Genomic DNA, 23,972 nt, shown 5'->3' with positions numbered 1-23,972 from the left:
CCATATGACCGAATCAAAAGTATATATAAAAGTGGATGAGCAAAATCGTATTATTGGCTGTGAAGGAGGATACACCGAGCCAGACGATTTGAATGGTTGGATACAGATCGACGAGGGGGTAGGGGACAAGTTTTACTTGTGTCAGTCTCACTATTTTGACGGTGGCCTGTGCACCAAAACAACGCCGTCAGTTCCGCGCTACAAACTGGTCGACGGCGCGCCGGTGCTGCGCAGCGAGGATGAGATCGAAGCGGACAGGCTTCCGAGCCTGCGCACAGCCAAGCATGCGGAGATCTCCGCGGCAAGCGAAGCCGCAATTTATGCGGGTATGGACGTGGAGACCACGCAGGGCACAGAGCATTTCTCGCTGACGGAGAAAGACCAGATCAACCTGACCACGGCGAGAAATGCGGTTGACAAGGGAGCGGCGGTCTATCCGTATCACGCGGACGGCGAGATGTGCCGGATTTTTACGGCGACGGAAATCAATGCGATTTCGCAGGCCAGTATCGCGCATATCATTTACCACACAACCTACTGCAATCACCTGTTTGACTGGATCAGGCGCGCGGACGCGGCAGAGCTGGCGGGCATCACCTACGGCACAGAGCTGCCGGACGATTTGGCGGCGCACATGCAAGAGATCCTGACGCAGGCGGCCACGGTAGCGGAAACGGGGGCTGTAACATGAGAAAACTGCTGTTACATCTTGTGCTCGCCGTCATTGGCGGGCTGGTGTACATGGGCATTGAAACCCTGTGGCGCGGGTACACCCATTGGAGTATGGGCGTGCTGGGCGGGGTGTGCTTTGCCCTCATCGGCTTGCTGGACGAGTGGCAGGATCACCCGCCGCTATGGATTCAAATGGTGCAAGGCGCGGCGATGGTGACCTGGCTTGAGTTTCTCACCGGTCTGATCGTTAATGTGTGGCTTGGCTGGAATGTCTGGGATTATTCGGATATACCGGGAAACCTCATGGGGCAGGTTTGCCCGCAGTTTTCGGTCGCGTGGTTTTTCCTCAGCGCGGCGGCTATAAAGCTGGAGAACGCCTTGCACCGACTGGCAGAGTGGCTTGCGACCGGCGTGGGAGGTGAGGGGACAGCCAGATGGAGACGATAAAAGACTATTGGGCGCAGCTTTCCGCCGCGCTCGCTGCCGCGGTGTGGGTGGTCAAAGCAGCGATCAAGAGACGAAAGCACCGCGCGGAATGGGAAAGAACAGTGCAAAAAGCGCTGCTTGCTACGCTGCATGATCGGTTGCTGTTCCTCTGCCTGCAATATTTGGAGGCGGGGGAGATCACGGCGGACGAGATGGACAACCTGACTCTTTTATATGACCAGTATGTCGCGCTGGGCGGCAACGGGACAATCAAAAAGCTGATGGAACGCGTTGGAATTTATGTGAAGATCATTGACGAGAGGAGCAAAAATAATGAATTGGAAGGTTAGATTTAAGAATCCGGTATTTTGGGTGCAGATCATTGCGGGAGCGGTGCTGACGGTGCTGGCATACTGGGGGCTGACTCCGCAAGACATGCGGACATGGGGCAGCGTGTGGGAGCTGATCGTGCAGACGGCCAGCAATCCGTATTGCCTGTTCTTGATGGCATCCAACATTTGGAACGCGCTGAACGACCCGACGACCAGCGGCCTGACGGACAGCGACCGCGCGAAAAGCTACGACAAGCCGCTGGAAAAGTGAGGTGCGGGTATGAACATTCTTTTGATTGCAGGACACGGAGGTACACCTTATGACCCGGGCGCTTGCGGATGCGGCTACACAGAGGCCGTCGAGACACGCAGACTGGCAACGGCAGTCGCGCCGATGCTGCGCAAATACGGATTCAATGTCACTATGTATGACCAGAGCAACGACGCATACAAGGTGCTGCGCAGCGGCGGCAGTCTGCCCCTCTTTGGCATTGGATATGTGCTGGAAATCCATCTCAATGCTGGCGTGAGCGATAAGGACGGCAACGGCGCGACGACGGGAACAGAGGTGTTGGTACATACAGCGGAAAGCGGCGTATCGGTAGAGCAAGCGATTTGCCGCCGCATCTCGGCGCTGGGTTTCAAAAACCGCGGAGTCAAGCGGCGTGACAATTTGCAGGTAATGAACACCGTGCATCGGGCGGGCATCAGCCACGCGCTGGTAGAGATATGCTTCATCGACGACGCGGACGACATGAAGCTGTACAAGACGAAGTTTTACGACATCGCGCATGCAATTGCGGACGGCGTGGCGGAGGGCTTCGGCAAAACGGTTCAGAAGGAGGACGACGAAGTGGTTGAAAAGAAAACTGTCTGCATTGACGGCAAGAACTACACCTGCGACGTGATCGAGAAGGCGGGCTATAACTATGTCCAGCTGGCCGATTTGGCGCAGGCGGGGTACGGCGTGACCTATGACACCAAGGCAAAGGTGCCTGGCATCGTCGCGCCGCAGACGCGCGCAGATGTACCGAATGAGGACAGCGAGGTGCAGGTGGCCGTCAAGGCATTGCAGGCCGCGTGCGGTTTGGAAGAAAGCACAATGGAGTATCTGCGCAAGTATAAGTACGGCGACGAGCTGGTAAAGAAGCTGGCGAAGGCGGTGCAGGGCAATGCCTGAAAAGAGGAAACAGCTTAATATATAAGCAAAAGCCACCCGAGAGGGTGGCTTTTTGCTTAAGAGGTGGCAGGGATGTGAAGTTCCTGTTTGAGAGCTGCGGTAAGGACGGCAGAAAAATTGATTCCGGCTTTTTCGGCTTCATAACTGAGCCAAGAGGGAATGGTGCAGTTTTTGCGGACAGCACGTAAATCGTTCTTGCGGCGGTATTCGGCAAAGTCAACATCGACAAGGGTAACGATATCAGAAGGAGAGGAAGGGGAGATAGAGGAAAGCGGGGAGGGCGTTGGGAGTGTTTCGCGTTCATCTTCCATATCAATACCGACAATGCCGATTGCATCGCGTGCCATTTCGATTGCATCAGGGATATCCTTTCCTTGCGTATTGATTTCAAAATCAGGGATATAGACGATAATATGTTCTTTTCCCTGTGTGAGAATAACGGGATAAGCCTTTTTCATAAAGTGACCTCCTCTAATACAATTATAAAATATAATTATAATTTATGTATAGGCGGGAGGCGGGCTATTTCAGCCCGCGCCGCCGAATGATTGCTTTTGCAAGTTCTTCATCAGTTTCCCGATGGCGGACGATACTTTCACGCTCCTTTCCTTTTACATAAACATCATGGTTGGCACCATGCCGCTTGAAACGCCATCCATTGCGTTCCAGCAGGGCAATTAAATCCTTTGTTTTCATATTATGCCCTCCTTACACTAATATTATACGCATGATATGCGCGTTTGTCAACAAAAAAATACACGCATATTATGCGTGTATTTTCGGCAGAAATCCTGCCCTTTTTTTATATTTTGTATTGACGGATGCATGCATGATATAATGCAAACAAAGGAGGTGGAATAATGCCAGAACGATCTATCGCTATTCGTGTAGATGAAGCACTGTATAAGAGAGTTAAAATTAGGATCGCTGAAATCGACATAACATTAAAAGATTATATAGTCGGTCTAATTCAAAAAGACTTAGATGAATCCGATCCAATCAAATGGAAAGCAGCGCCCGGAAATAGTTCAATTACTTCTGAACAGGTGGCGCAAGCACAAAGTATTTTGGATTTTGTGAATGATATTATTAGACAGAATAGCGATAAAGAAGAATGAAAAGGACACTCGTTCTCCCCACCACAGAGATACACGAGTGTCCCCAAAAACCACTCCAACAGGAGGGCATAAATATTATAGCACTGTGCCTGCCTGTTGGTCAACGACGAACAGGAGGATATTATGGAAAATACAGCATTGAAAATTGTATCTATGCCAGAGAAGACACAACGAGAAGCAAAATACCGAGAACGAGAACAGCAGTTTGTGAAAGCCTGCGACGAAATCGAGCGAGGTATGGCGCTGACGGGATACAAAGGCGATGTGATTTTTGATCTGCTGCAAGGATTGCAAGGAATGTACGTTTACTCCCGGAAGGGGGCGACGGTGTGAACGGAAGTATGCTGACGGTTTCCAACAGCGATTTCGGCAAGCTGGATATTCTGTTGGAAGACGGGAAAGAGTGGTTTCCGGCAACGGAGTGCGCAAAGCTGCTTGGATATACTAATCCATATGGAGCGATACAGAAGCATTGTAAGTCCCTCTCAAAACGGGAGGTACCACATCCGCAAAATCCCAATAAGACAGCACAGGTGAACTTTATTCCAGAGGGTGACGTGTGGCGGCTGATCATCCGCTCTCGCCTGCCAAAAGCCCAACAGTTTGAAAAATGGCTGTTTGACGAGGTGCTGCCCGAAATCCGAAGGACAGGCGGCTATCGTGCGCGGCCTGCGGCAGACCTGCCGCACCAGTGGATGGGGCGCGGGTGCATCCGAATCGACGAGGCGGCGCGGCTGTTGGGCGTGAAAAAGGAAAAAATCAAAGAGCTGTTCCGGGGGCGTCCTACGGTTTATATGAACGGGATAGACTGGGAGACGCTGAGAAACCATGAGCTGGGCGAATTTAAGTTTTATAACCGTGTGAACAGCGTCGGCAAGGGTATTTGCATCATCTATGAAAGCGGCATGGCAAAACTGCGGTGGGAGCTGCTGGGCGAGGGAACGCCGGATACGGCGCTGCCCGCGGCGGCAGAGCTGCCCAAGCTGCCCGCAGCAGTGCAGCATGAAAATGAGCAGTTGCGGCTTGCCATGGACGAAATTGCGAGAATTACGAGAGAAATAACGGATTAGAAGTAAAGGCGGGAAACCGCCTTTATTTTTTTGCGGGAAAGAGAGTTTGTGCGTTTTGTGCGTTTTGTGCGTGTATACTCAGACAAAAGGGACGCACAGTGCGTTTCGCTCATTGAAACCGCGCACGGCGCGGGAAGGAGGATAGCGGCCTACGGGCTGTGCGTTTTGTGCGTGTATAGTGAATCTTAAAGCAAGGCGATGTTTTGTAAGAATTAAAAACAGGAGGTTAAAAAGTATGGGTTTGGCATCGTTAATTGCAGGTATGGCGGGTGCCGCGGCGAGCGCGGTGAACAGCGCAATGTCCAGCAACAAGAAACCGAGCAGCAGCACGAGTTCGGGGAGCAGTTCGAGCAGTTCCAGTTCGAGCAGTTCCAGCCGGCCGAGCAGCGGAAGCAGTTCCGGTTCGAGCAGTTCCAGCAGTTCGAGTTCGACCGGGTTTGACAAAAACACGGACTATCAAGCGCAGATCAATGACGCGGTTTCAAAAGGTAACTATACGTTGGCTGCGCAGCTGGAGCAGCAGCGTAATAATAAAATCAATGCCGGGTATGGCGGGGATAACAAGACGACGAATCTCTATTCGCAATATCTGCCAGGGAATTCCTCGTCGGGGAGCAGTTCATCCGGCACAAGCTCATCCGGCGGGACCTATAAGCCGCTGGGCGTTTACAATGATGCGGACTTGCAGAAATATTATCCGCAGGTCTATGACCAGCTGCAGCAGCTGAAAAATCAGGCAAGCGAAGCAAAAAGGCTTGGAGACACGGATTTGTTCAATCAAAAGCATGATGCAGCAGAATCCATCCGTGCGCAGTACGGCTATTCAGGTGGCGTTGATGGGTCGCAATTCATTCCGACAGGAATGGGCTATACCATTGCAGACATGGCAAACCAAAAGGCCGAAAGCGATCAAATTATAGCCGATTTGCAGAACGCAGCGGCACAAAATCAACAACAGCAGCAACAGCAACTGGATAATATCAACGCACAGTATCAGGCGGCGCTGGGGCAGATGCAAGCCAACATTGACGCGCAGAAAGAGGATGCGGCCAAGCAGACGGCGCTGAATAATGCAGCTGCGGAAAAGGCATATATGACGGCCATTAAGCCAAACGGAAGCCTTGCGGAGAATCTGGCCGCAAATGGTTTGCTGTCATCCGGCCTGACCGAAACCAGCCAGATTCAGGCGGGAAACACCTATCAGAACGCGCTGAACAACAACTCGACCACGCAAACCGAACTCATTGCAGAGTTGGAGCGAATGGCGGCGCAAGCGGAATACACCAACGATCTGGAGCGATTGCAGGCGATTCAACAGGTGATGGCGCAGATTGCGGAAACCGGATACGCCAGCGCCAAGGATATTGCATCGCTGCGGCAGTGGAGCATTGAGAACAGCCAGAATTATAACACTCAGCAGAAGCAGCTTGAGATGCAAAGGCAGCAGATACAAGAGGATCTTGCCAATGGAAAGATCGACCGGCAGACAGCGGAGAAACAGCTGGAATATCTCAATGCACAGATCGAAGAAATTCAGCTCACCAATAAATACAAAAAGTATCAACTTGGTCAGTTAGGAATTTCATAACACACCGAAAGGGCGGCGGGGATAACCGCCGCCCTTTTTGATGGAAAGGAGCAGAACGATGGGATACAGCAGGGACAAGCTGGAAGAGAACCGCAAAAAGAAAAAAGCACTGGAACAGGCTTTTAAGCAAAGTAATTTTCAGCAGACGGCGCAAAAGCTGAATAATGCGGCGCAGTCGGCTAAGCCGAAAACCAACACGACAACAAAGAACGCCGCAAAATCATCCGGCGGCGGGACAAAGACGAACACCGTCACGCAGAGCGCGCCCAAACAGCAAACCGGGCTTTCCTCTTTTCAAAAGCTGGGGAACGTGGCAAAAACGGTGCAGTCGGTCGGGCAAAAAGTGGTGCAAAACGCAAACGACATGCGCAATTTGCAGCGCAATTCAATTATGTGGCACGGGACAACGGACACAGCCAAGAGGGAAAGTTTGCAACAGCAGAATGACGCGATCCGGCAGCGGTTGGGACTGTCCTTTGACCCGAGCACCGGCGTGACGTTTGACAGCAAAACCGGGAAAAACTATTCGTTGCCGACGCAGATGCTTTACGGAACTTCGGCCGGGCAGCGGGCAAGCACAGCTGGAAAATTTGCCACAAGCAGCACGGTTTTGGGACAGAAGAGCGAAACGCAGCGCGGTATTGACGCACATAAGACAATGGCAGACCTGTACAGCCGATCGGCAGAGACATGGAGTGACAATGACACCAGCAAAAGGGATAATGCACGTCAGGCGCTGGCTGATGAGATGCAGAATATTATGCGGCAATATGGTTTGCAGTACAGCGCGCGGTCAACCGGGCCGAATGCACGCTTTACGGTAAGCGACAATGACGCGATAGAAAAGCTGCGCGCGGCAGGTGCGGATGAGACAACGCTTGCCTATGTTGCCGAGAATATCCAAATGCGAGAGGCGGCAGACCGGCTGGGGCAGGGGGTTGAAGCGGTATGGAAAAGGGCTGTTGCGGCGTTTCCGGCATTGGTCGAGACATCGGATCAACGAAGGGAAAACCTTGAGAAAAGCAGGGAAAACCCGGAATATGTGAAGCTGGAGCAGGAGCAGCAGAGGTTAAATGCTCAGTTGCAGGAAATGCAAAAGAAGGGGCAAGACGTGTCCTCTGTTGTGGAGTACATGAAAGTCTATAATGAGCTGCAAGAGGTAATCAAGCAAAAGGATGCTTTGGCAGTGAAAACCCCGGTAGACCAGAATAAGTGGGGACAGACGATGCTGCGCGAGGCGGCAGAGGCGCAGGCGAACGCGACGGCGGGCCTTGCGGATGTGCCGCGTTTTCTGGCCAATACCGGCATCAGTATTGCGGGAAATGCGCCGACGATGGCGCTTTCGGCTATTCCCGGAGCAGGACCGGTTGCGGGCATGGCATTGATGGGGGCAAGTGCAGCCGGACAACGAGCGGCAGAACTCAATGCGCAAGGAGTAAGCCCGGATGAGGCACTGGGGCGCGGCCTTACATCCGGCATCATCGAGGCCGTGACCGAGAAGCTGCCGCTGGACGAGATGGCAAAGCTGCTCAAGGGTGGCGGAACGAGCGCGGTGCGCAATATCCTGCGGCAGATGGGCATTGAAGCGGGCGAGGAAAGCGCCAGCTACCTGATGAACTATGCCGCCGATCTGGCGGCAAACGACCCGAACGCGGAGTTTTCTTTTGCGGAGCTGGCACAAAGCGCGCTCGGCGGCATGGTAAGCGGCGGCGTGTTCGGCACGGCTGGCACGGTGATCGGCGGGACGCGGACACAACAAGGGCCAACCGTCGGCATACCGGAGAGCATGAACGTGCAAGAGGCCGATGCGGGCGCGAGGATGGCGCAGGAGGCCATGCAGACGGCGCAGGGTGAAACATTACTGCCGAGGACAGAAATTATTCAGGAGGGCAGCAGCCCGCGCGGAATAGAATCAAATCCATACATGGGTATACCGGTGAAAATGCTGCAAAACCGTTTGGGGCAGCTTCAGACACGATACTGGGGCGCGGATGCGGAAACACAGCAGGCCATGCTGGAGGACATGTCGCGCTTGTCCGAAGCAATCGACAGCGCAGACCAGCAGGCGGCAAATTCCCAAGCGCTTGGGCGCAGGCTGGCCGAACTGGACGCGGAGAAGCGGCAGGCAGAAACCCTTCTGCCCGGGCCGATCCGCGACCGGGCAATTCAGCAGGCAGAGGAAGCAATGCAGCGCGTGCAGCAGGAAGCCGCAGCAAAGACCACCGCGCCGGCAGCACAGGCCGGGACAACCGAGCAGACTGCGCCAAATGTGCAAGTGCCGGCAGACGCAGCGTTCCAATATGGCCTCAGTCCAGAGGCGGCCATGCTGGAAGCACAGGAGCGGGCGAGAAATCAGGCGGTGCAGGAGCAAGCAGAACAGGAGCGCGCGGATACTGTTTCTGAGTTGATGCAGGCTTGGACAGATAAGCGCGCCGCCGAGAAGCAAGCAGAACAAACACTTTCCGGTTTGACGCTGACACAGCATGATATTGATATGGCACAAAATGCTGCTCGGACTGGCGTAAACAGTCAAGAATGGGCAGAGGCAGATAATCCGGAGAATGCGCGATTATATGGTAGTGTATTGCGGCAGGTGCGTGAAGCTGACAAGCCCATTCGGCAGTATTTTGCTGAAAGGGCGGATGAGATGCAGACCGATGCGCAGAAAGCGGCCGATGCTATCGCAACATATGCTAAGGACAAACGCTTTGGTGGGCTGTATCAGCGCGAAACCATGGAGCGCAATATCCGAGATATATTTGGAAAAGAGCATCAGGCAGAGGCGGAAAGCATCATCAGGGAGTATATCACGCCGGTGCATAAGGCGGTTGCGCAGGGGAACAGACTGAAAAACAAACTGCGTGACCGTGTGAAAGCACTGAAATTAAACAAGCATGAGAGCGCGCTGACGCAGATGCGGCTGGAAAAGGAGGACGCAGCAGCGGCGGAGTACATCCAAAACAACAAAATCAATTTGACACCGGAAATGGATGCGAAAATCAGCCGCGCGGTAGAGGAGTTTCGTTCTATTTACAATGAATTGTATAATGCAATCAATCGAACGCTGCTGCTGACTGGACAAGAGCCTGCACCATTCAGACAGAACTATGCGCCGCATTTTGTGAAGGATACGCCTGATACGTTGCTTGGCAAGGTACGCTTTGCGCTGGGGTTGGGAAAAGATTCGTCGGTCAATATTCCGACCGATATAGCCGGTTTAACTGACACGTTCCGACCGGGCAAAAAGTGGTTCGGCAATCTTCTGCAACGAGAAGGAGAAATCACGGATTATGACGCGGTAGCGGGTTTTGACCGCTATGTTGAGACTGCTGCCGATGTTATTACATTGACAGACAGCATCCAGAAGCTGCGCGCGCTTGAGGATCAGGTGCGATATACGCTTTCGGATGAAGGCGTTAAAGCACAGATCGACAAAATAAAAGCAGATGCAAATTTGGATGCGCTGTCACAGCGGGAACAAATCGAAAAGGTATATGATGACAATCGAACGACCGTGCAAAAGCTGATTGCTGATATACAGAATCAGAAGCGAATGGGAATGGGTCGGTTTGTAACGGAGCTGCGCCGGTATACAGATAATCTTGCAGGAAAGAAAAGCAGAGAGGATCGCGGATGGGAGGATTTTGCAAACCGTCAAGTATATACTCTGGCGAAAAACTTGGAGGGCCGCGTCGCGGCAAATATGATTTCGCTCAATCCCGGTTCGTGGCTGACAAACTTCATCCCGATCACGCAGGCAAGCGGCGAGGTGTCTGTGCCGAATCTGTTGAGGGGTATGTATCAGACCGTCAAATCAGGCATTCAGGATGATGGATATGTAGACGCTTCTACGTTTTTAACCAATCGTTATGGATCGCAGCAGCTTGACAGGACACTCACGCGCAAGGTAAGCGATATTTCCGGTGCGCCGATGGAACTGATCGACCATTTCACGGCAAACACCATTCACCGAGGAAGATACAATCAGAATATTGCAAAAGGAATGAGTGTGTCGGATGCAATTGATGACGCTGATGCTTTTACTGCTTCGCTGATGGCAGATCGCTCTAAGGGAGCAGTGCCGACCGTATTTAACGCGACAAACCCGGTGCGAAAAGTGTTTACCATGTTCCAAACAGAGGTAAATAATCAGCTTTCCTATTTGTTCAAGGATATGCCAAAGGCACAGAGACAAAAAGGAGTTGCCGCAGTGGCGTGGGCATATACAAAGGTGTTCGCGGGTGCGTATTTTTACAATCTTCTGTACAGTCAGTTGACCGGGCGTGATTCTGCGTTAGATCCTATTGGCATGATTGCGGATGCGCTCGGACTGGGAGACGATGAGGACGAAGAAAAAACGGCAGCCGAACGTGTGACCGGATTGGTCGAGGACATCGGAGGGCAAATTCCATTTATCGGAGGCATTCTGTTTGATGGAGGCCGTGTGCCGATTAGCTCGGCAATCCCAAACTTTGCAAACCTTGGGAAAGCGGCAATACCCGGCTTGTTTGGCGTGGAATGGAGCGGTGAAAAAAGATTGCAAACCGCTGCAAAGGAGCTGGCAAAACCGGCGACTTATCTTCTGCCGCCGTTCGGTGGAGGCGCAGCAAAGAAGGCGATTGAAGGGTTTGCAACCGTGAAAGCGGGCGGAAGCTATGCTTATGACAATCAAGGAAATTTGCAACTGCAATTCCCTGCCTATGGTCAAAGTCCAATGGATTACGCAAAAACAATGCTGTTTGGCAAGTGGTCGAGCGACGAGGCGCAGCAGTATATTGATAGTGGTTTTAAGGGACTTAGTGCGGATGAGACAAGCGCATACGACAATCTGCGCGATAATATGGGTGTAAACCCGCGCGACGCGATGGAAGCGATTTTGAGCATTCGAGGGTTTGAAAGCGTAAAGGATGCTGAGGGAAACACGGTGCAGACGGTGAAAGAACAGCAGCGCATGGCGTTGTTTGACAATGAAAAGCTGACACCGGAGCAGAAAGCGGCAATCGACAGTGCGTTGATTGTCAGCGGAGAGGATGAGATGCCGGCAGATTATACAGACCGCAACAGCTTTGTACTGGGACAGTATATAAACGAAAATAGGCAGGATGCTGCGCGCGCTGCGCTTGAGTCCGGCTTGACGGTTGATCAGTTCGTGCAATGGGACGATCGTCTGAGCGAAGTAAAGGGAACAAAGGATAGGTTTGACAAAAATCAATATAGCGCTGATGAGGCACGCGGTATCGTGCTGGATGAGGTCATGAAGGACAGCGCGCTTTCCGACAGCGAAAAGCAAGCCATTGCGGACTATGTGCTGATTTCTTCGATGAGTGACACACAGCAGGAAAAATGGAGTATTGCAAAGGGAAAGGTCAATGCAAGCGATTTTGTGCGGTTTAAGGATGATGTGGCAGCATACGAAGAGGAATTTTCAAAGACCGGAGCGGATAATGCGGGAAATGTTGCCACTATCCTACGCGGGTATCAGGGCTTGACGGACGAGCAACGCGATGTTTTGTATCAGACATATAGCGATAACATGAGCAAAAACCCGTTCCATGTATCGGTGTACGAAAAGAATCTATCCGGCAATAGCTTTTACAGTGACTTGAACGATGCGGGAAAGGCCGAGCTGCGTTCGCTTGCCAACGAGTACGAGCAGGCGGTAGAAGAAGGAAAGGAACTGAACGACTGGCAGGGTAAAGCATACATGGCGAAGGAGGCGGGAATTGCGCCGGAAACCTATATCCTGTACCGCGTGGCGCTTGCTGCGACTAATGAGGATGGAAAGGAAAGCGCCAAGCAGAGCGAGGCCGAAACCGCTGTGAATTTACTGCCGGGACTGACGCAGCAGCAAAAGGCGTATTTGTACCAGAGCACAAACACATCATGGAAGTCAAACCCGTTCGGGAGTGCGACGGTGACAAAGTATAACGCGGACACGCAACAGGCAATCAATCCAGTGGCAGGCGGCATGCTTTCCAGCTCATTCGGACCGCGCACATCTCCAACGGCTGGTGCGTCAAGCTGGCATAAGGCGGTTGATATTGCCGCGCCAGAGGGAACGCCTGTGCAGGCGGTGAAAAGCGGAAAGGTGACAAGCTCGGGATGGGTCAATGGATACGGATGGACGGTACACATTGACCACGGAGACGGAACAGAGACCGAATACCACCACATGCAAGGACAGAGCGGTTTGCAGCCGGGAGATACAGTCGAACAGGGACAGCAGATCGGTGCCGTCGGAAGCACTGGCATATCAACCGGCCCGCATTTGGATTTGCAGGCATGGAAGGATGGTAAAATTGTTGATCCGCTGACAATTATACCGGAGTATGGAAATGCGAGCGGATATGTGTATGATGGAACTGTGAGCGCGGGCGTTGTTTCGAGCAGAAAGCAGGAATCGAGCGGAAAAAGCGGAAGCAATAACAGAGCGAAAAGTAGTATAAGCATGAAGGGCTTTGATCCGTTCAAAGCTTTTCAAGGATTTTGAGGAAAAGCCGTCCTATCGGGCGGCTTTTTCATGGTTGCATCTGCTCGGCAAACGGTGTATGATAGTACAGAACATATTCCAGAAACCAAAAAGCCGATATGCAAAAGTTAAATTACAATATACTTGCAATACGACAAAAGGGCTTTTCGCCCAGCAAATAGGCGGTTTTGAAATATGTTTATAATAAGGAGGATAACGACGCTTTTACTATCACTGCGCCTGACAGCCTTGCCGGTATCGGCGGCACGATTGCGGGTACGGACAGCGCCTCTTTTGTTTTGCAGTATGACGGTCTCGTGTTGGATGACGCAATGCCGCAGCGCGTAGGCTTGACGCCTGCCGATGCGTTGTTCTGCCTGCTGGACGATCTGCGCCGCGCAGAGCCGGCACAGGTTTGGACGGAAAAAACGAGCGGCGTGGAGCTGCTGGTACTGCGCTTTGCGCAGGACAGCGATGATGGAAAGGTTGAAAAGCAGGTATGGCTCACTAAGCAGGGATATCAGCCGGTCTGCGCCGAACTATATGCAGACGGCGAACGGGTACTGCAAATTCAGGTGATGTCCTACCGGGAAACATAAATCTGGGGATGAATAACAATATGAAGCCGAGCAAACACCGTACTTGGGCTGAAGTAGACTTGGGTGCGATTGAACACAATTATCATGTGATTTGTCAGCAGGCGAAAGCGCCTGTACTGTGTGTGGTCAAGGCGGACGCATATGGACACGGTGCCGTACCGGTCGCGCAGCGCCTGCAAGCGATGGACGCACCATATTTTGCTGCCGCGACCGTGCCGGAGGCAGTCGAGCTGCGCGAAAACGGCATTACAAAGCCTATCCTGATTTTGGGCTATGTCGATGAAGCGGATATGGACACCATTGCCCGACAGCATATCACCGCGCCCGTGTACGACGAGGAAACTGCGCGGTTGTTGAGCGACGCTGCGGTGCGTACAGGCGAAAAACTCACTGTCCATTACAAGTTGGACACCGGCATGACCCGCCTTGGCTTTCCCGCATGGGAGCGTGAACAGACCGTTGAGCGGATTGCGTCCTGCGCCGCGCTTCCGGGGCTGGTATCCGAGGGTATTTTTACGCATTTTGCAGTTTCTGATGTACCGGAAGGTCAAGTGTACACCGAATTGCAGTATCAGCGCTTTGCGGATGTGTGCAATGACTTGCAGGCGCGCGGTCTGGAGCTGCCGTTGCGGCACTGTGCTAACAGTGGCGCTATTCAGAACTATGAGCGGATGCACTGCACCATGACGCGCGCGGGTATTATTCTATATGGATATCGCCCGGATGTGTCCGTGCCGGCGGTGCTGGATTTGCGGCCTGCGATGACGGTCAAGGCGCGTGTGGTACAGGTGCGCGATATTCCCGCGCACACCACAGTCAGCTATGGCCGCACCTATGAAACGGACGAGCCGACCCGCGTGGCAGTGGTCTCCATCGGCTATGCCGATGGTTTTCTGCGTGCAGGATCGGGCAAAGCGCATGTGGTGCTGGGCGGACAAAAGGCGCCTGTACTCGGCCGTATCTGTATGGATATGTGCATGGTGCGCGTGCCGGACGGCGTGGAAGTGCGCCGTGGTGATGAGGTGACTGTGTTCGGGGCGGAAGTTTGGACGGCGGAAGACACCGCTGAGGCCGCAGGTACGATCTCCTATGAGGTCATCTGTGCGGCCAGCAGCCGCGTGCCGCGGTTTTATATCGGTTGACGATTGGTCAGCGCGCTGCATAGGATGAAACGGGAAGAAATTCCCACCCGCATCTGTGCGAATTGACAGACAACTGTTATATTTTTTCGCAGCGCGGGGAAAATAGGTTTGCGGACAAACCGCAAATCTATTTCATCGGAGTGTGAACCAACGTGGATACCAGCATCAAACGGGGAGATATTTACTATGCCGATCTCAGCCCGGTGGTCGGCAGTGAGCAGGGCGGTATCCGCCCGGTGCTGATCGTGCAGAACAATGTGGGCAATCGTTATAGCCCGACCGTGATCGCCGCCGCCATTACATCGCAGATCAATAAGGCCAAAATGCCGACGCATATTACGCTCGGCGCGCCCAATTACGGCCTGACCAAGGACTCCATTATCCTGACCGAGCAAATCCGTACACTGGATAAGCGTCGGCTGCGGGAAAAAATGGGGTCGCTGGATGAGAAAGCGATGCGTCATGTGGACGAGGCGCTGGCGGTCAGCTTTGGTCTTGGCTCTGTGCAGGGCTGAGGGCATATCGGTAAAGCAAAACGCGTATCCTGTAAGCAGGGTACGCGTTTTTTTTGAGGAGGTACAGCAATGCGGGCGGCAGTAGAATATGCAGGAAAACCGGTGGGCTGGCTTTTGTGGGAGCCGGATGGATACGGTGTACAGATTGAGGTGGATTGCGAAATACCGTCCGGTGCGCCGCTGCTGCGCTGCTATGGGGAAATCGGTGGCGCGCCGCTGCTGGTTGGCCTGCCCGCGCCGGAAAATGGCAGACTACGGCTGCGGCGGCATCTGTCCAAAGAGACACTCAAGGTAGCGGGATGTACACAAGGACCGCCTACAGCGTTCTATCTGGCCGAGCGTCCACAGCAAAAAGAGAATGCGGTGCCACAGGCGGAGCATCCTCCACAAGACACAGCACCCAAGATTTCGGACCATGGAAAGCCGCCGCTGCGGACAGGCGATGCGGTACTGGACGCACTGCTGGACAGCGGTGCGGTGCAAGCGGAACGCATACAGGAGGGACTTCGCCTGCATTGCCTGTTTGCGCCGAACCGTCCGTTTGGGCTTGCGCCTGCGTTCGTGCTTTGTCGGGTAGAAGGGGACGAGGCAGTGCTTGACTGGACAAAAAAGGACGCAGCCAGTGTGGCTGCGTCCGATAGCGAACAGAATGTTACTTGACAATGGTTTTCGCTTCCATATAGTAGCGCTTTTCGTGCGCCTCGCCCATGGAGAAGGTCTTGCGCGGCAGTACGCCGTCAAAAACAACGCCGCGGAACAGGTCGTTTTTGGCGATATCCGGCAGGATAAAGCCAAGATTGCCGGGCTTTTCGGCCAGATTGCAGACCACATCCGCGCCATGAATATAGTCGATGCGCGCGGACGGGTGGTTTTCCAGATAAGCGTCGAGCGCGGTCTGCATGGTGGCGACCGGGATGGACCACTTGGGGTTTTCCACTACAAGCACACCGGTCTTGTCTGCGGCGCTGAACGGGAAAATATGGGCAGTGGTATCGGCGGGAGCTTCGTCCGCGATATAAGCTTTGCAGCCTTGTGCTTGGTAGAAGGCGGTCAGACCGCTCAGCAGTTCATCGGTATCGACACCGAACAGAATACGGTGAATCGGCTCAATGATCAGGCTCTCGTCATGAATGTTGACTACCTCAACCAAAACAAAACGCGCGGGGTGAGTCGCCTGCTCTTCGGCAGACAGTCCGGCTTTGACCTCTTCCCAGTAGGCCTTGGCGGTTGCCATCGAGTGGTTGCCGTCGCCTACGGCATAGGGCAGTAGGGCCTGTGCGTCGGTGCAGCCGTATTTGCGGTTAAATGTCTCGCGGTCGCACAGCGCTTCCAGTCCCGCTTCAATGGTATCGGTTTGTGCGCCTTTGGGGAGGAACCAGCCGGTGATGTGGCCGCCGTTCTGCATCAGGTCGGTGTCGTACACCTTTTCCAGTTGCTCGGTCTGGTCGAATAGCGGCTCGATGATTTTGCGCTCCGGGTCATCAATCAGAATCATGATATGCGGAAGTTCCATGCACGCGCCCTGACGGACCTTGAGACGCGGCGGGATGCGCTCGACCACGGTTTTTTCGGTCGGACGGATGAGCGAAGCGGAACCGGGCGTGTATTCATAGGCCTCCAGATCGACCGCCAGCACAATGCCGCGGCGCGGGCAACTGCCGCCAGACCAACGCTCTGTCAGGATGACGCCTGCGGGCAGCGTACGCAGCGTGCCGTCCTCGATATAACGACGCATCGTGTGATGGATTTTCTCGGTGCGCTCGGCAACATCATCCTGCTCCAGATAGACTTCGGGCAGCGTCAGACGCAGCGTGGAAGGCGCATCGCCAACCGTGCGGTCGGTCTCGGCCCAGTATTCTGGCTGGGAAGTATATTGGTCGCAAGCGATGACTGCCCATTTGGAAAGATCCGTACCCGCACGGGGCAGCATAATTTCGGGAATATGGGTGCAGCGGTTTGCCATGGTTGTCATTCCTCCTGTAGTAGTTGGTATGTGCAATGGTATAAGTATAGCAGAAAATAGGCTATTGGGTACAAAAAATTTTTAATTCTTGCAAGTTTTCGGAAAAATGTTCTGTGTACTTGACGAAAGAGCGTAAATATTATACAATGTAATTTAAGAGAAACATATGGTTTTTGTATAAGAAATACAAGAAAACAGGAGGATACGGCTATGGTCAAGTTTAAAGCGATTGGCGTTTCGGAGGGGCTTGCACATGCCAGGGCCTTGGTCATCAAGGAGGAGGATTTGACGGTCGTCAAAGACAGCATCACGGATGTTGCGGCCGAGCAGAAACGCGTGACTGACGCTGTGGCCAATGCGAAAAAACAGATTGAGGCATTGCGCGATGAAGCGGAAAAAAATATCGGTGCGGCGGAAGCGGAAATCTTTGACGCGCACCTGCTCATGCTGGATGACCCGGATTTTATCGAGGGTATGACCAATCTGGTGGAAGAGGATAAGGTGTGCGCGGAGTATGCCTGCTTTGTCAACTGCGAAAATTTTCAGGCAATGTTCCGTGCGATGGATGATGAGTACATGCAGGCGCGCGCAGCGGATATCGGGGATATTTCCAAGCGCGTGCTTAAAAACCTCAAGGGCATTGCGGATAATGCGATTGATTCGATTACCGAACCGTGCATTATCATTGCCAACGACCTGACGCCGTCTGACACGGCGAAGATCGGCTCAAAGCCGGTTGTTGGCTTTATCACCCGTATCGGTGGCCGTACCAGCCATTCCGCGATCATGGCGCGCTCGATGGGTATTCCGGCTATCGCAGGCGCAGGCGAAAAGGTGGACGGTATTGAGGATGGAGCGGATCTGCTGCTTGACGGCGTGGCAGGCGAAGTCGTGGTTGACCCGGATGCGGAAACACTGGCGCAGTTTGCGGAGAAGAAAAAGGCGGAGGACGAGCGCCGCGCGATGCTGGCCAAGTTTAAGGATTGTCAGGGCGCTACAAGCGACGGCCGTCGTATTGTGATTGAGGGCAACATCGGTACGCCGGACGATGCAGTCCGCGTGGCGGAGCTCGGCGGTGAAGGCGTCGGTCTGTTCCGTTCCGAATTTCTATTTATGGATCGCGACGATCTTCCGAGCGAGGAAGAGCAGTTCGAGGCCTACAAGAAGGCGTGTGAAACCATGGCGGGCAAGCCGGTCATTATCCGTACGCTGGATATCGGCGGCGATAAGGAAGTGCCCGCGCTCGAGCTGGAGAAGGAGCAGAATCCTTTCCTTGGTTATCGTGCAATCCGTATCTGCCTGAACAAAACCGATCTGTTCCTGACACAGCTGCGCGCGTTGCTTCGTGCGGCAAAGTATGGCGATTTACGCATCATGTTCCCGATGATCTCCTCGATTGAGGAAATCCGCAATGCCAAGCAGATTCTCCGTCAGGCGAAGGACTTGCTGGCAGCTGAGGGTGTGGAGCATAATCCGGATGTCAAGGTCGGCATCATGGTGGAGATTCCCGTGGCGGCTGTCTGCGCGGATATGCTGGCCAAGGAGGTTGACTTCTTCTCGATTGGTACGAATGACCTGATTCAGTACTCCTGTGCGGTTGACCGCATCAATGAGAAGATTTCCTATCTGTATCGTCCGCTGCATCCGGGCGTGTTGCGCCTGATTGCAATGACGGCCAAGGCAGCCAATGAGAATGGTATCGAGGTCGGTGTATGCGGCGAAATGGCCGGTACGCCGGGCATGGCACCGGTGCTCTGCGGTCTGGGTGTAACCAATCTGTCCATGTCCGCTTCCGCAATGCTGGCGGCGAAGGCCGATCTGGCGGCATATTCTTATGCAGAGTGCAAGGAGTTGGCGGATAAGCTGGTGGCAGCGCCAAGCGCAACCGATGCGGAGCAGATTTTTGCGCAGTGGCGCGGCTAAGACAAGTTAGGTTGTAAAACTGGTAAAGCGTGATGCGCTGTATTGTAGCATAAAGCAAAAAAAGCTCGCTCACCGTATGGTGAACGGGCTTTTTGCATCAGGCAACATGTGTCATCGGATAAAACCATGTCAGTAAAAAGAGAAGCGCGCGGTTTCCGCTATTACGGAAGCCGCGCGCTCTCTATTGCCTCAGATCAGCCCTGGTTTGCCAGGTTCTGCTCGTAGGATTCGATCATCTTCTTGACCATCTGACCACCGATCGAGCCGGCCTGACGGGAAGTCAGATCGCCGTTATAGCCCTGCTTCAGGTTGACGCCAACCTCCCTTGGTGTACCTGTGTCATCTTAAAGGGTTTGTATAAACGAAACGTGTCATAGGTCGCAGGACTGTTTCAACAACGGTTCGTTTTCGGCATGAATTTCACCAATAAAACGATAGAAGATGCGGATATCCTGGCGATAAGGGGTATTGCGATGGGTCGCTTTGCGCAGTCCACCTTCAAATTGCTTTGGTCCTACTTCGATGCGATCGATAAAGGTAAGCAGTGTTTCGCGGTCGAGTACGTCGATGTGACTGCACTGCTTGGCCAGCATAAAGAAACGGTGAAATCGTGCTTCGGTGTCCTCACGATTCGGAAGTGTTTGCGATAGCTCTGTGAGGACGGCCTGATGGGAGGCGGATTCCTGTTCAAGCGCTTCGACCATGCGGGCCAGTCGGTCGTCATCCAGCCGACCTTCGGCGTTGTCCGTATACAGCTTGGCAATGATCTTGTCTATCGTTAACAGGCGTGTCTGCGCTTGGTGTAAGCGAGCTTTGCGTGCTGCGTGTCCGCTGGCCCCCTGCTCTTTTTCCACTGCAATACGGGCAAGAGCCTCGGCTTGCGCATCGGTCAGCGCGAGCAAGGTATTCAAATCCTGCCGCACAACTTCCATGAGGTCGGCATACTTGATGCGCACGCCGTCGCAGCGCTTGGCGATATCGCCGCGCTGATGGGTGCAGGACAGATACCAATATTTCTCCCGCTCCCCCTTGTACACCGTACCGCAGGAACACAGGGAATGACCGCATCGCGCACAGCGAACAATGCCGGAAAAAATGCTTTTACGGATGGCATCATGGGACAAAGTACTGCGCCGTCCATGACCTAAATTGCGTTGCGCCTTCTCGTAGAGCAATGAATCAATTAAGGGAAGGTGTGTGTCATGTGTGACCGACCACTCGCTTTGTGGCACTGCGACCTTCTTTTTTGATTTGACACTGACCTTGCGGCTTTTGCCAAGCATGGTGTGCCCAAGATAGACCGGATTTTTCAGAATACGCTTGACCGTAGTGTAGTTCCACAGGTCAGAGGCGCGCGCGGCGCCTTCCGGGCTGAAATCATCACGGAACAGTACACGGTATTTGAGCGGCGGGATAATGCCATCTGTATTCAGGTCGAGCGCGATTTTACGCGAGGAATCTCCGGCAGCCGCTCGCTCGAAAATGCGCCGCACGACGGGGGCAGTCTGTTCGTCGGGGGCAAGACGGTTTTTATCCGCAGGGTCTTTGCGGTAGCCGTAGGGCGGGCAAGCACAGTACTGCCCGTTTTCCCGTTTGCTTCGCAAGACATCCTTAACCTTGCGTGAGCCATCCCGCAGATAGACTTCATTCATGGCAAATTGAAACGGTGCCATGACGTTTTCATGGGCGGTGTCGAAGTTGTCTGCGATGGTCAGATAGCGGATGCCATGCTCCGGAAAAAACTGCTCGGCATAGTAGCTGGATTCGCGCATGTCGCGCCCGAGGCGGGATAAGTCCTTAGTGATGACCATATTGGCCTTGCCGTCATGCAGCTGACGCAGCATAGCCTGAAACGCAGGACGGTCAAAATTGCCGCCGGAATAGCCGTCATCTACAAACTCTTGCACAAGTGTGATACTGTGGCGATGGCAATAGTCCTGAATCATCTGCCGTTGGTTTGCAATACTGGAGGATTCGCCGCTCCGCGCTTCCTCATTGGAGAGGCGAAGATAGGCAAAAACAAGTTTCAGATTACCGGTTCTCATGTGATATGCTCCTTTCAGAACCGGCTCACCAGTCGATTATACCGCAGGGCCGACTCGCTCGTCAATGGATGATGTTGTGTGCGCAGCCCGCTGTACGCGCTGTCGGAGCAGGTCGAGGGCGGGAGCGTTGCCAACATACTGTCGTCTGACGATAAATGTGCCAGCACCGATGCAGGTCTGCGTTCCCTGCGCTGTTGGTGAGAGCGTCTCATGGGCTGCATGTGTCATTGTGTTCATAGAAGTACCTCCTTTTTGAGGTAATTTGTGCCATAAAGTGTGTTTTTATTCGCTTTTCAGTAGGAGTTCTAAAGCGGCACAAAAAAACCGGGACACTGCAAAGCGTGTTGCAGTGTCCCGGTTTGCTGTTCTTGTATGATGGTTCCTTGTGGAATCAGGTCATCGTTACACGGTAGGTGGTGGTATGGTGATAGGTTTCTCCTGCCGGAAGTACAACAGAGGGGAAATTCGTATGGTGAATGGCGTCTGGCCAAGCCTGCGTTTCCAGACAGAATGCCGACCGCGGGCCATAGCTGGCGCCTTCCTTGCCGGGGCTGCCGTCCAGATAGTTTGCCGTGTAGAGCTGCAGACCGGGCTGGGTGGTACAACACTCCAGACATAGGCCGCCGCCGGTAACTCGTGCAACCGGTTCCAGAGGGGAGACGGGTGCGGTACGCAGTACAAAATTGTGGTCGTATCCGTTGCCCAGCGTCAGCTGAGGATGTTCCATCGCCAACCCTTGCAAAAAGTCCCGTGGAGAACGTAAATCGAAAGGGGTGCCTTCTACCGGCAGCAGAACGCCGGTGGGCGTGCTGTCGGCATCGGTTTCGGTAATGGCATCCGCCCGGATTTCAACCTGCTGGCCCTCCAGAGAGCCATAGGCGTGTCCCAGCAGGTTGAAATAGCTGTGATTGGTCAGATTGCACAGAGTATCGGCATCACTTTTTGCCTGATAATCCAGCGAGAGTACACCATCAACGGTGAGAGCGTAGGTTACCGTTACTTCCAGTGTGCCCGGGAAGCCTTCTTCACCGGCCGGGCTGACATGAGTGAGAACCAAAGTATCATTATCGAGCTTCGCTTCCCACACTGCCCGGTCAAAGCCGCGCAAGCCGCCATGGAGACAGTTGGGGCCGTTGTTGACAGCCAAGGGATAGTGGACGCCGTTGAGGTCGAAGGCTGCGCCGCCGATGCGGTTCGCTACACGTCCGACCAATGCGCCCAAATATTTGTCCTGCGCCTCATATTCTGCCAGACTGTCATATCCCAGCACAATATCCCGGTCGCCGCCGGGGGCGGGGACAGTAAAGGAGCGCAGAACGCCGCCGTAGGTAAGCACCTGAGCCACATACTGGCCTGCGCGCATGGTCCATTGATCTACCGCTTGGCCGTCAGCAGTTACACCAAAGGGTTGCCGCATGAATTCTGTCATATTTTACACCTGCCTTAAGAAACGGAGGAAGGCTTCCTTGCCTTCAGTCGTACGGGCATACACACCAGCATGCTCCAGTACCTTGGCAAAGACCAAACCAGTCTCTTTATATACCGCGTCCAGCGCATTGTCTGCGGTCAGATCATACTTATCGCGGAAGCCCATAGCCCAGCTTGCATGGGAAGCGGTGAGGGGATCAGCCTCTAAGTCATCACCGGAGACCAGCTTTTGCGCCACAGCAGCCAGCTCAGTCTTGAGACGGGCAGGGAGGACAGCCAGCCCCATTACTTCGATGAGGCCAATGTTCTCCTTCTTGATGTGGTGGAGTTCTGCGTGCGGATGATACAGTCCCAAGGGATGCTCCGGGGTGGTGAGATTGTTGCGCAACACCAGATCCAATTCGTAGTCGCTGCCGCGACGGCGGGCAATGGGGGTGATGGTGTTATGCGGCTCGCCATCTGTTTCCGCATAGATGACCGCGGTCTCGTCCGTATAGCCGCGCCACAGCGTCAGGATACGGTCGGCCAACTCAATCAGACGCTGGGGATCTGCGGCGGTGATACGAATGACCGACATGGGCCATTTAACGATACCTGCCTGCACATCCTCATAACCGGGGAAGGAGAAGGGAGTCTCTATCGGCGCTTTCTCCATAGCGAATGTATACCGTCCACCCTGGAAATGATCATGCGCCAGAATAGAGCCGCCAACAATAGGCAGGTCGGCATTGGAACCGACGAAGTAATGCGGGAACTGTCCCACGAAGTCCAGCAGCTTGGCAAAGCACGCCCGGTCGATCTTCATCGGGGTGTGGACCGCGTTAAAGCAGATGCAGTGCTCGTTATAGTACACATAGGGGGAGTACTGGAGGAACCACGGCGAGTCGTTGATGGTGATGGGAACGATGCGGTGGTTCTGTCTGGCAGGATGATTGACCCGACCAGCGTATCCTTCGTTTTCCGCGCACAGCAGGCAGCGGGGATAGGCAGAAGCCGGCATGTTGCGAGCCGCAGCGATGGCCTTGGGGTCTTTCTCCGGCTTAGACAGGTTGATGGTGATGTCCAGCTCACCGTATTCGGTGGGCGCCTTCCACTGTACATCCTTTGCGATGCGGTCGCGGCGGATATAGTTGGTATCCTGACTGAAGCGGTAATACCAATCGGTGGCTTTCTCAGGGCTTTCCTGCCGCAGGGATTGGAAGGTGTCGATGACCTGCGCGGGGCGGGGGGTGAGCGCGCCCATCAGCGCGGTATCAAACAGATCGCGGTAGACAATGGAGTTTTCCTCCAAGACGCCTCGTGCATGGGCGTCATCCATGAGGGCGTCCAAAACAGAGGTCAAATCAATATCTTCCGGCAGTTCCGTCTCCGGAGGAGTATAGCTGTCCAGCTTGAGCACGCCCAGTAAAGCGTTTGTCGCCCAGATCTCCTCACAGGGCTGGATAAGACCTTTGCGCAGCGCATAGGTCACCAGCATGGCAATGGCTGTGTCACGTTCCATG

General features: G+C 53.8%; 23 protein-coding genes and 1 pseudogene. 15 read left to right on the top strand and 9 right to left on the bottom strand.

The window, feature by feature from the left end; genetic code table 11:
• Window positions 1-4 precede the first annotated feature (4 nt).
• From ACTQ3V_RS01450 to ACTQ3V_RS01430, 5 genes are read left to right on the top strand one after another with little or no spacing between them, the layout of a single operon-like run.
• A complete protein-coding gene (locus tag ACTQ3V_RS01450) occupies window positions 5-691 on the top strand; it encodes a DUF4376 domain-containing protein (protein WP_441465946.1) in 687 nt (228 codons plus the stop codon).
• On the top strand, window positions 688-1,119 hold the full coding sequence (locus tag ACTQ3V_RS01445) for a putative ABC transporter permease (protein ID WP_441465945.1): 432 nt from the start codon (window positions 688-690) through the stop codon (window positions 1,117-1,119). Before ACTQ3V_RS01450 ends, ACTQ3V_RS01445 begins: the two co-directional genes overlap by 4 nt.
• Window positions 1,107-1,448: a hypothetical protein gene (locus tag ACTQ3V_RS01440; protein WP_441465944.1), complete on the top strand. Its 342-nt coding sequence runs from the start codon at window positions 1,107-1,109 to the stop codon at window positions 1,446-1,448. The genes ACTQ3V_RS01445 and ACTQ3V_RS01440 overlap by 13 nt, the downstream gene beginning before the upstream one ends.
• Complete coding sequence (locus tag ACTQ3V_RS01435; protein ID WP_441465943.1) at window positions 1,432-1,701, top strand: phage holin; 270 nt, start codon at window positions 1,432-1,434, stop codon at window positions 1,699-1,701. Before ACTQ3V_RS01440 ends, ACTQ3V_RS01435 begins: the two co-directional genes overlap by 17 nt.
• 9 nt (window positions 1,702-1,710) lie before the next feature.
• Window positions 1,711-2,610 carry an N-acetylmuramoyl-L-alanine amidase gene (locus ACTQ3V_RS01430; RefSeq protein ID WP_441465942.1) on the top strand — a complete coding sequence of 300 codons (900 nt, stop codon included), beginning with the start codon at window positions 1,711-1,713 and terminating at the stop codon, window positions 2,608-2,610.
• 56 nt (window positions 2,611-2,666) lie between these two features.
• Here the strand turns inward: ACTQ3V_RS01430 and ACTQ3V_RS01425 are convergent, their stop codons facing one another.
• Together ACTQ3V_RS01425 and ACTQ3V_RS01420 are read right to left on the bottom strand one after the other, a co-directional pair.
• Window positions 2,667-3,068, bottom strand: a complete 402-nt coding sequence (locus ACTQ3V_RS01425; RefSeq protein WP_441465941.1) for a type II toxin-antitoxin system HicB family antitoxin — start codon at window positions 3,066-3,068, stop codon at window positions 2,667-2,669.
• A gap of 64 nt (window positions 3,069-3,132) precedes the next feature.
• On the bottom strand, window positions 3,133-3,306 hold the full coding sequence (locus ACTQ3V_RS01420; RefSeq protein WP_441465940.1) for a type II toxin-antitoxin system HicA family toxin: 174 nt from the start codon (window positions 3,304-3,306) through the stop codon (window positions 3,133-3,135).
• A gap of 164 nt (window positions 3,307-3,470) precedes the next feature.
• Here ACTQ3V_RS01420 and ACTQ3V_RS01415 point away from each other — a divergent pair, with 164 nt between their 5' ends.
• The 3 genes from ACTQ3V_RS01415 to ACTQ3V_RS01405 all read left to right on the top strand — a co-directional run bounded on the left by ACTQ3V_RS01415 (window position 3,471) and on the right by ACTQ3V_RS01405 (window position 4,798).
• Window positions 3,471-3,728, top strand: coding sequence for a hypothetical protein (locus ACTQ3V_RS01415; protein ID WP_441465939.1), 258 nt, complete (start codon window positions 3,471-3,473; stop codon window positions 3,726-3,728).
• A gap of 123 nt (window positions 3,729-3,851) precedes the next feature.
• Window positions 3,852-4,061 (top strand): hypothetical protein, encoded by a 210-nt coding sequence (locus tag ACTQ3V_RS01410; RefSeq protein WP_441465938.1) that lies wholly within the window; start codon window positions 3,852-3,854, stop codon window positions 4,059-4,061.
• On the top strand, window positions 4,058-4,798 hold the full coding sequence (locus ACTQ3V_RS01405) for a BRO-N domain-containing protein (protein WP_441465937.1): 741 nt from the start codon (window positions 4,058-4,060) through the stop codon (window positions 4,796-4,798). Before ACTQ3V_RS01410 ends, ACTQ3V_RS01405 begins: the two co-directional genes overlap by 4 nt.
• Before the next feature lie 78 nt (window positions 4,799-4,876).
• On the opposite strand, the gene ACTQ3V_RS01400 is transcribed toward ACTQ3V_RS01405, so the two are convergent.
• On the bottom strand, window positions 4,877-5,242 hold the full coding sequence (locus tag ACTQ3V_RS01400; protein WP_441465935.1) for a hypothetical protein: 366 nt from the start codon (window positions 5,240-5,242) through the stop codon (window positions 4,877-4,879).
• Between the two features lie 55 nt (window positions 5,243-5,297).
• On the opposite strand from ACTQ3V_RS01400, the gene ACTQ3V_RS01395 reads away from it, so the two are divergent.
• From ACTQ3V_RS01395 to ACTQ3V_RS01370, 6 genes are all read left to right on the top strand, one after another.
• Complete coding sequence (locus ACTQ3V_RS01395; protein WP_441465934.1) at window positions 5,298-6,386, top strand: hypothetical protein; 1,089 nt, start codon at window positions 5,298-5,300, stop codon at window positions 6,384-6,386.
• Between the two features lie 58 nt (window positions 6,387-6,444).
• Complete coding sequence (locus tag ACTQ3V_RS01390; RefSeq protein WP_441465933.1) at window positions 6,445-12,876, top strand: M23 family metallopeptidase; 6,432 nt, start codon at window positions 6,445-6,447, stop codon at window positions 12,874-12,876.
• 167 nt (window positions 12,877-13,043) lie between these two features.
• Complete coding sequence (locus ACTQ3V_RS01385) at window positions 13,044-13,454, top strand: hypothetical protein (RefSeq protein WP_441465932.1); 411 nt, start codon at window positions 13,044-13,046, stop codon at window positions 13,452-13,454.
• A 20-nt stretch (window positions 13,455-13,474) separates the two neighbouring features.
• Window positions 13,475-14,596: an alanine racemase gene (gene alr, locus ACTQ3V_RS01380; protein WP_441465931.1), complete on the top strand. Its 1,122-nt coding sequence runs from the start codon at window positions 13,475-13,477 to the stop codon at window positions 14,594-14,596.
• 152 nt (window positions 14,597-14,748) lie between these two features.
• Window positions 14,749-15,111: a type II toxin-antitoxin system PemK/MazF family toxin gene (locus ACTQ3V_RS01375; RefSeq protein ID WP_125114755.1), complete on the top strand. Its 363-nt coding sequence runs from the start codon at window positions 14,749-14,751 to the stop codon at window positions 15,109-15,111.
• A gap of 69 nt (window positions 15,112-15,180) precedes the next feature.
• On the top strand, window positions 15,181-15,771 hold the full coding sequence (locus tag ACTQ3V_RS01370; RefSeq protein ID WP_441465930.1) for a hypothetical protein: 591 nt from the start codon (window positions 15,181-15,183) through the stop codon (window positions 15,769-15,771).
• Here the strand turns inward: ACTQ3V_RS01370 and ACTQ3V_RS01365 are convergent.
• Window positions 15,764-17,083 (bottom strand): DUF1015 domain-containing protein, encoded by a 1,320-nt coding sequence (locus ACTQ3V_RS01365; RefSeq protein WP_441465929.1) that lies wholly within the window; start codon window positions 17,081-17,083, stop codon window positions 15,764-15,766. The genes ACTQ3V_RS01370 and ACTQ3V_RS01365 overlap by 8 nt on opposite strands.
• A gap of 201 nt (window positions 17,084-17,284) precedes the next feature.
• Here ACTQ3V_RS01365 and ptsP point away from each other — a divergent pair, with 201 nt between their 5' ends.
• A complete protein-coding gene (ptsP, locus tag ACTQ3V_RS01360) occupies window positions 17,285-18,997 on the top strand; it encodes a phosphoenolpyruvate--protein phosphotransferase (RefSeq protein WP_441465928.1) in 1,713 nt (570 codons plus the stop codon).
• Between the two features lie 194 nt (window positions 18,998-19,191).
• On the opposite strand, the pseudogene ACTQ3V_RS01355 reads toward ptsP, so the two are convergent.
• The 5 genes and pseudogenes from ACTQ3V_RS01355 to galT all read right to left on the bottom strand — a co-directional run.
• Window positions 19,192-19,323: pseudogene (locus ACTQ3V_RS01355) on the bottom strand (alpha/beta-type small acid-soluble spore protein); the annotation flags it as partial.
• 45 nt (window positions 19,324-19,368) lie between these two features.
• Complete coding sequence (locus ACTQ3V_RS01350) at window positions 19,369-21,042, bottom strand: recombinase family protein (RefSeq protein WP_441465927.1); 1,674 nt, start codon at window positions 21,040-21,042, stop codon at window positions 19,369-19,371.
• Window positions 21,043-21,078: 36 nt separating this feature from the next.
• The gene (locus ACTQ3V_RS01345) at window positions 21,079-21,279 is read right to left on the bottom strand and encodes a hypothetical protein (protein WP_441465926.1); all 201 of its coding nucleotides are present in this window, start codon (window positions 21,277-21,279) and stop codon (window positions 21,079-21,081) included.
• Between the two features lie 154 nt (window positions 21,280-21,433).
• On the bottom strand, window positions 21,434-22,471 hold the full coding sequence (locus ACTQ3V_RS01340; protein ID WP_441465925.1) for an aldose epimerase family protein: 1,038 nt from the start codon (window positions 22,469-22,471) through the stop codon (window positions 21,434-21,436).
• A 3-nt stretch (window positions 22,472-22,474) separates the two neighbouring features.
• The gene (gene galT, locus ACTQ3V_RS01335; RefSeq protein ID WP_441465924.1) at window positions 22,475-23,971 is read right to left on the bottom strand and encodes a UDP-glucose--hexose-1-phosphate uridylyltransferase; all 1,497 of its coding nucleotides are present in this window, start codon (window positions 23,969-23,971) and stop codon (window positions 22,475-22,477) included.
• Window position 23,972: the final 1 nt, after the last annotated feature.

The organism is Candidatus Agathobaculum pullicola, from assembly GCF_052117205.1.
GTDB classification, from domain to species: Bacteria; Bacillota; Clostridia; order Oscillospirales; family Butyricicoccaceae; genus Agathobaculum; species Agathobaculum pullicola.
This window is presented reverse-complemented; position numbering and strand designations above follow the sequence as displayed.

What these genes read in the sequence shown, in the direction of transcription:
- ACTQ3V_RS01390 (WP_441465933.1), top strand. Translation starts at nt 6,445, where the DNA reads ATGGGATACAGCAGGGACAAGCTGGAAGAGAACCGCAAAAAGAAAAAA.
- ACTQ3V_RS01415 (WP_441465939.1), top strand. Translation starts at nt 3,471, where the DNA reads ATGCCAGAACGATCTATCGCTATTCGTGTAGATGAAGCACTGTATAAG.
- galT (WP_441465924.1), bottom strand. Translation starts at nt 23,971, where the DNA reads ATGGAACGTGACACAGCCATTGCCATGCTGGTGACCTATGCGCTGCGC.
- ACTQ3V_RS01450 (WP_441465946.1), top strand. Translation starts at nt 5, where the DNA reads ATGACCGAATCAAAAGTATATATAAAAGTGGATGAGCAAAATCGTATT.
- ACTQ3V_RS01440 (WP_441465944.1), top strand. Translation starts at nt 1,107, where the DNA reads ATGGAGACGATAAAAGACTATTGGGCGCAGCTTTCCGCCGCGCTCGCT.
- ACTQ3V_RS01435 (WP_441465943.1), top strand. Translation starts at nt 1,432, where the DNA reads ATGAATTGGAAGGTTAGATTTAAGAATCCGGTATTTTGGGTGCAGATC.
- ACTQ3V_RS01350 (WP_441465927.1), bottom strand. Translation starts at nt 21,042, where the DNA reads ATGAGAACCGGTAATCTGAAACTTGTTTTTGCCTATCTTCGCCTCTCC.
- ACTQ3V_RS01340 (WP_441465925.1), bottom strand. Translation starts at nt 22,471, where the DNA reads ATGACAGAATTCATGCGGCAACCCTTTGGTGTAACTGCTGACGGCCAA.
- ACTQ3V_RS01370 (WP_441465930.1), top strand. Translation starts at nt 15,181, where the DNA reads ATGCGGGCGGCAGTAGAATATGCAGGAAAACCGGTGGGCTGGCTTTTG.
- ACTQ3V_RS01345 (WP_441465926.1), bottom strand. Translation starts at nt 21,279, where the DNA reads ATGAACACAATGACACATGCAGCCCATGAGACGCTCTCACCAACAGCG.
- ACTQ3V_RS01445 (WP_441465945.1), top strand. Translation starts at nt 688, where the DNA reads ATGAGAAAACTGCTGTTACATCTTGTGCTCGCCGTCATTGGCGGGCTG.
- ACTQ3V_RS01420 (WP_441465940.1), bottom strand. Translation starts at nt 3,306, where the DNA reads ATGAAAACAAAGGATTTAATTGCCCTGCTGGAACGCAATGGATGGCGT.
- ACTQ3V_RS01430 (WP_441465942.1), top strand. Translation starts at nt 1,711, where the DNA reads ATGAACATTCTTTTGATTGCAGGACACGGAGGTACACCTTATGACCCG.
- ACTQ3V_RS01425 (WP_441465941.1), bottom strand. Translation starts at nt 3,068, where the DNA reads ATGAAAAAGGCTTATCCCGTTATTCTCACACAGGGAAAAGAACATATT.
- ACTQ3V_RS01410 (WP_441465938.1), top strand. Translation starts at nt 3,852, where the DNA reads ATGGAAAATACAGCATTGAAAATTGTATCTATGCCAGAGAAGACACAA.
- ACTQ3V_RS01365 (WP_441465929.1), bottom strand. Translation starts at nt 17,083, where the DNA reads ATGACAACCATGGCAAACCGCTGCACCCATATTCCCGAAATTATGCTG.
- alr (WP_441465931.1), top strand. Translation starts at nt 13,475, where the DNA reads ATGAAGCCGAGCAAACACCGTACTTGGGCTGAAGTAGACTTGGGTGCG.
- ptsP (WP_441465928.1), top strand. Translation starts at nt 17,285, where the DNA reads ATGGTCAAGTTTAAAGCGATTGGCGTTTCGGAGGGGCTTGCACATGCC.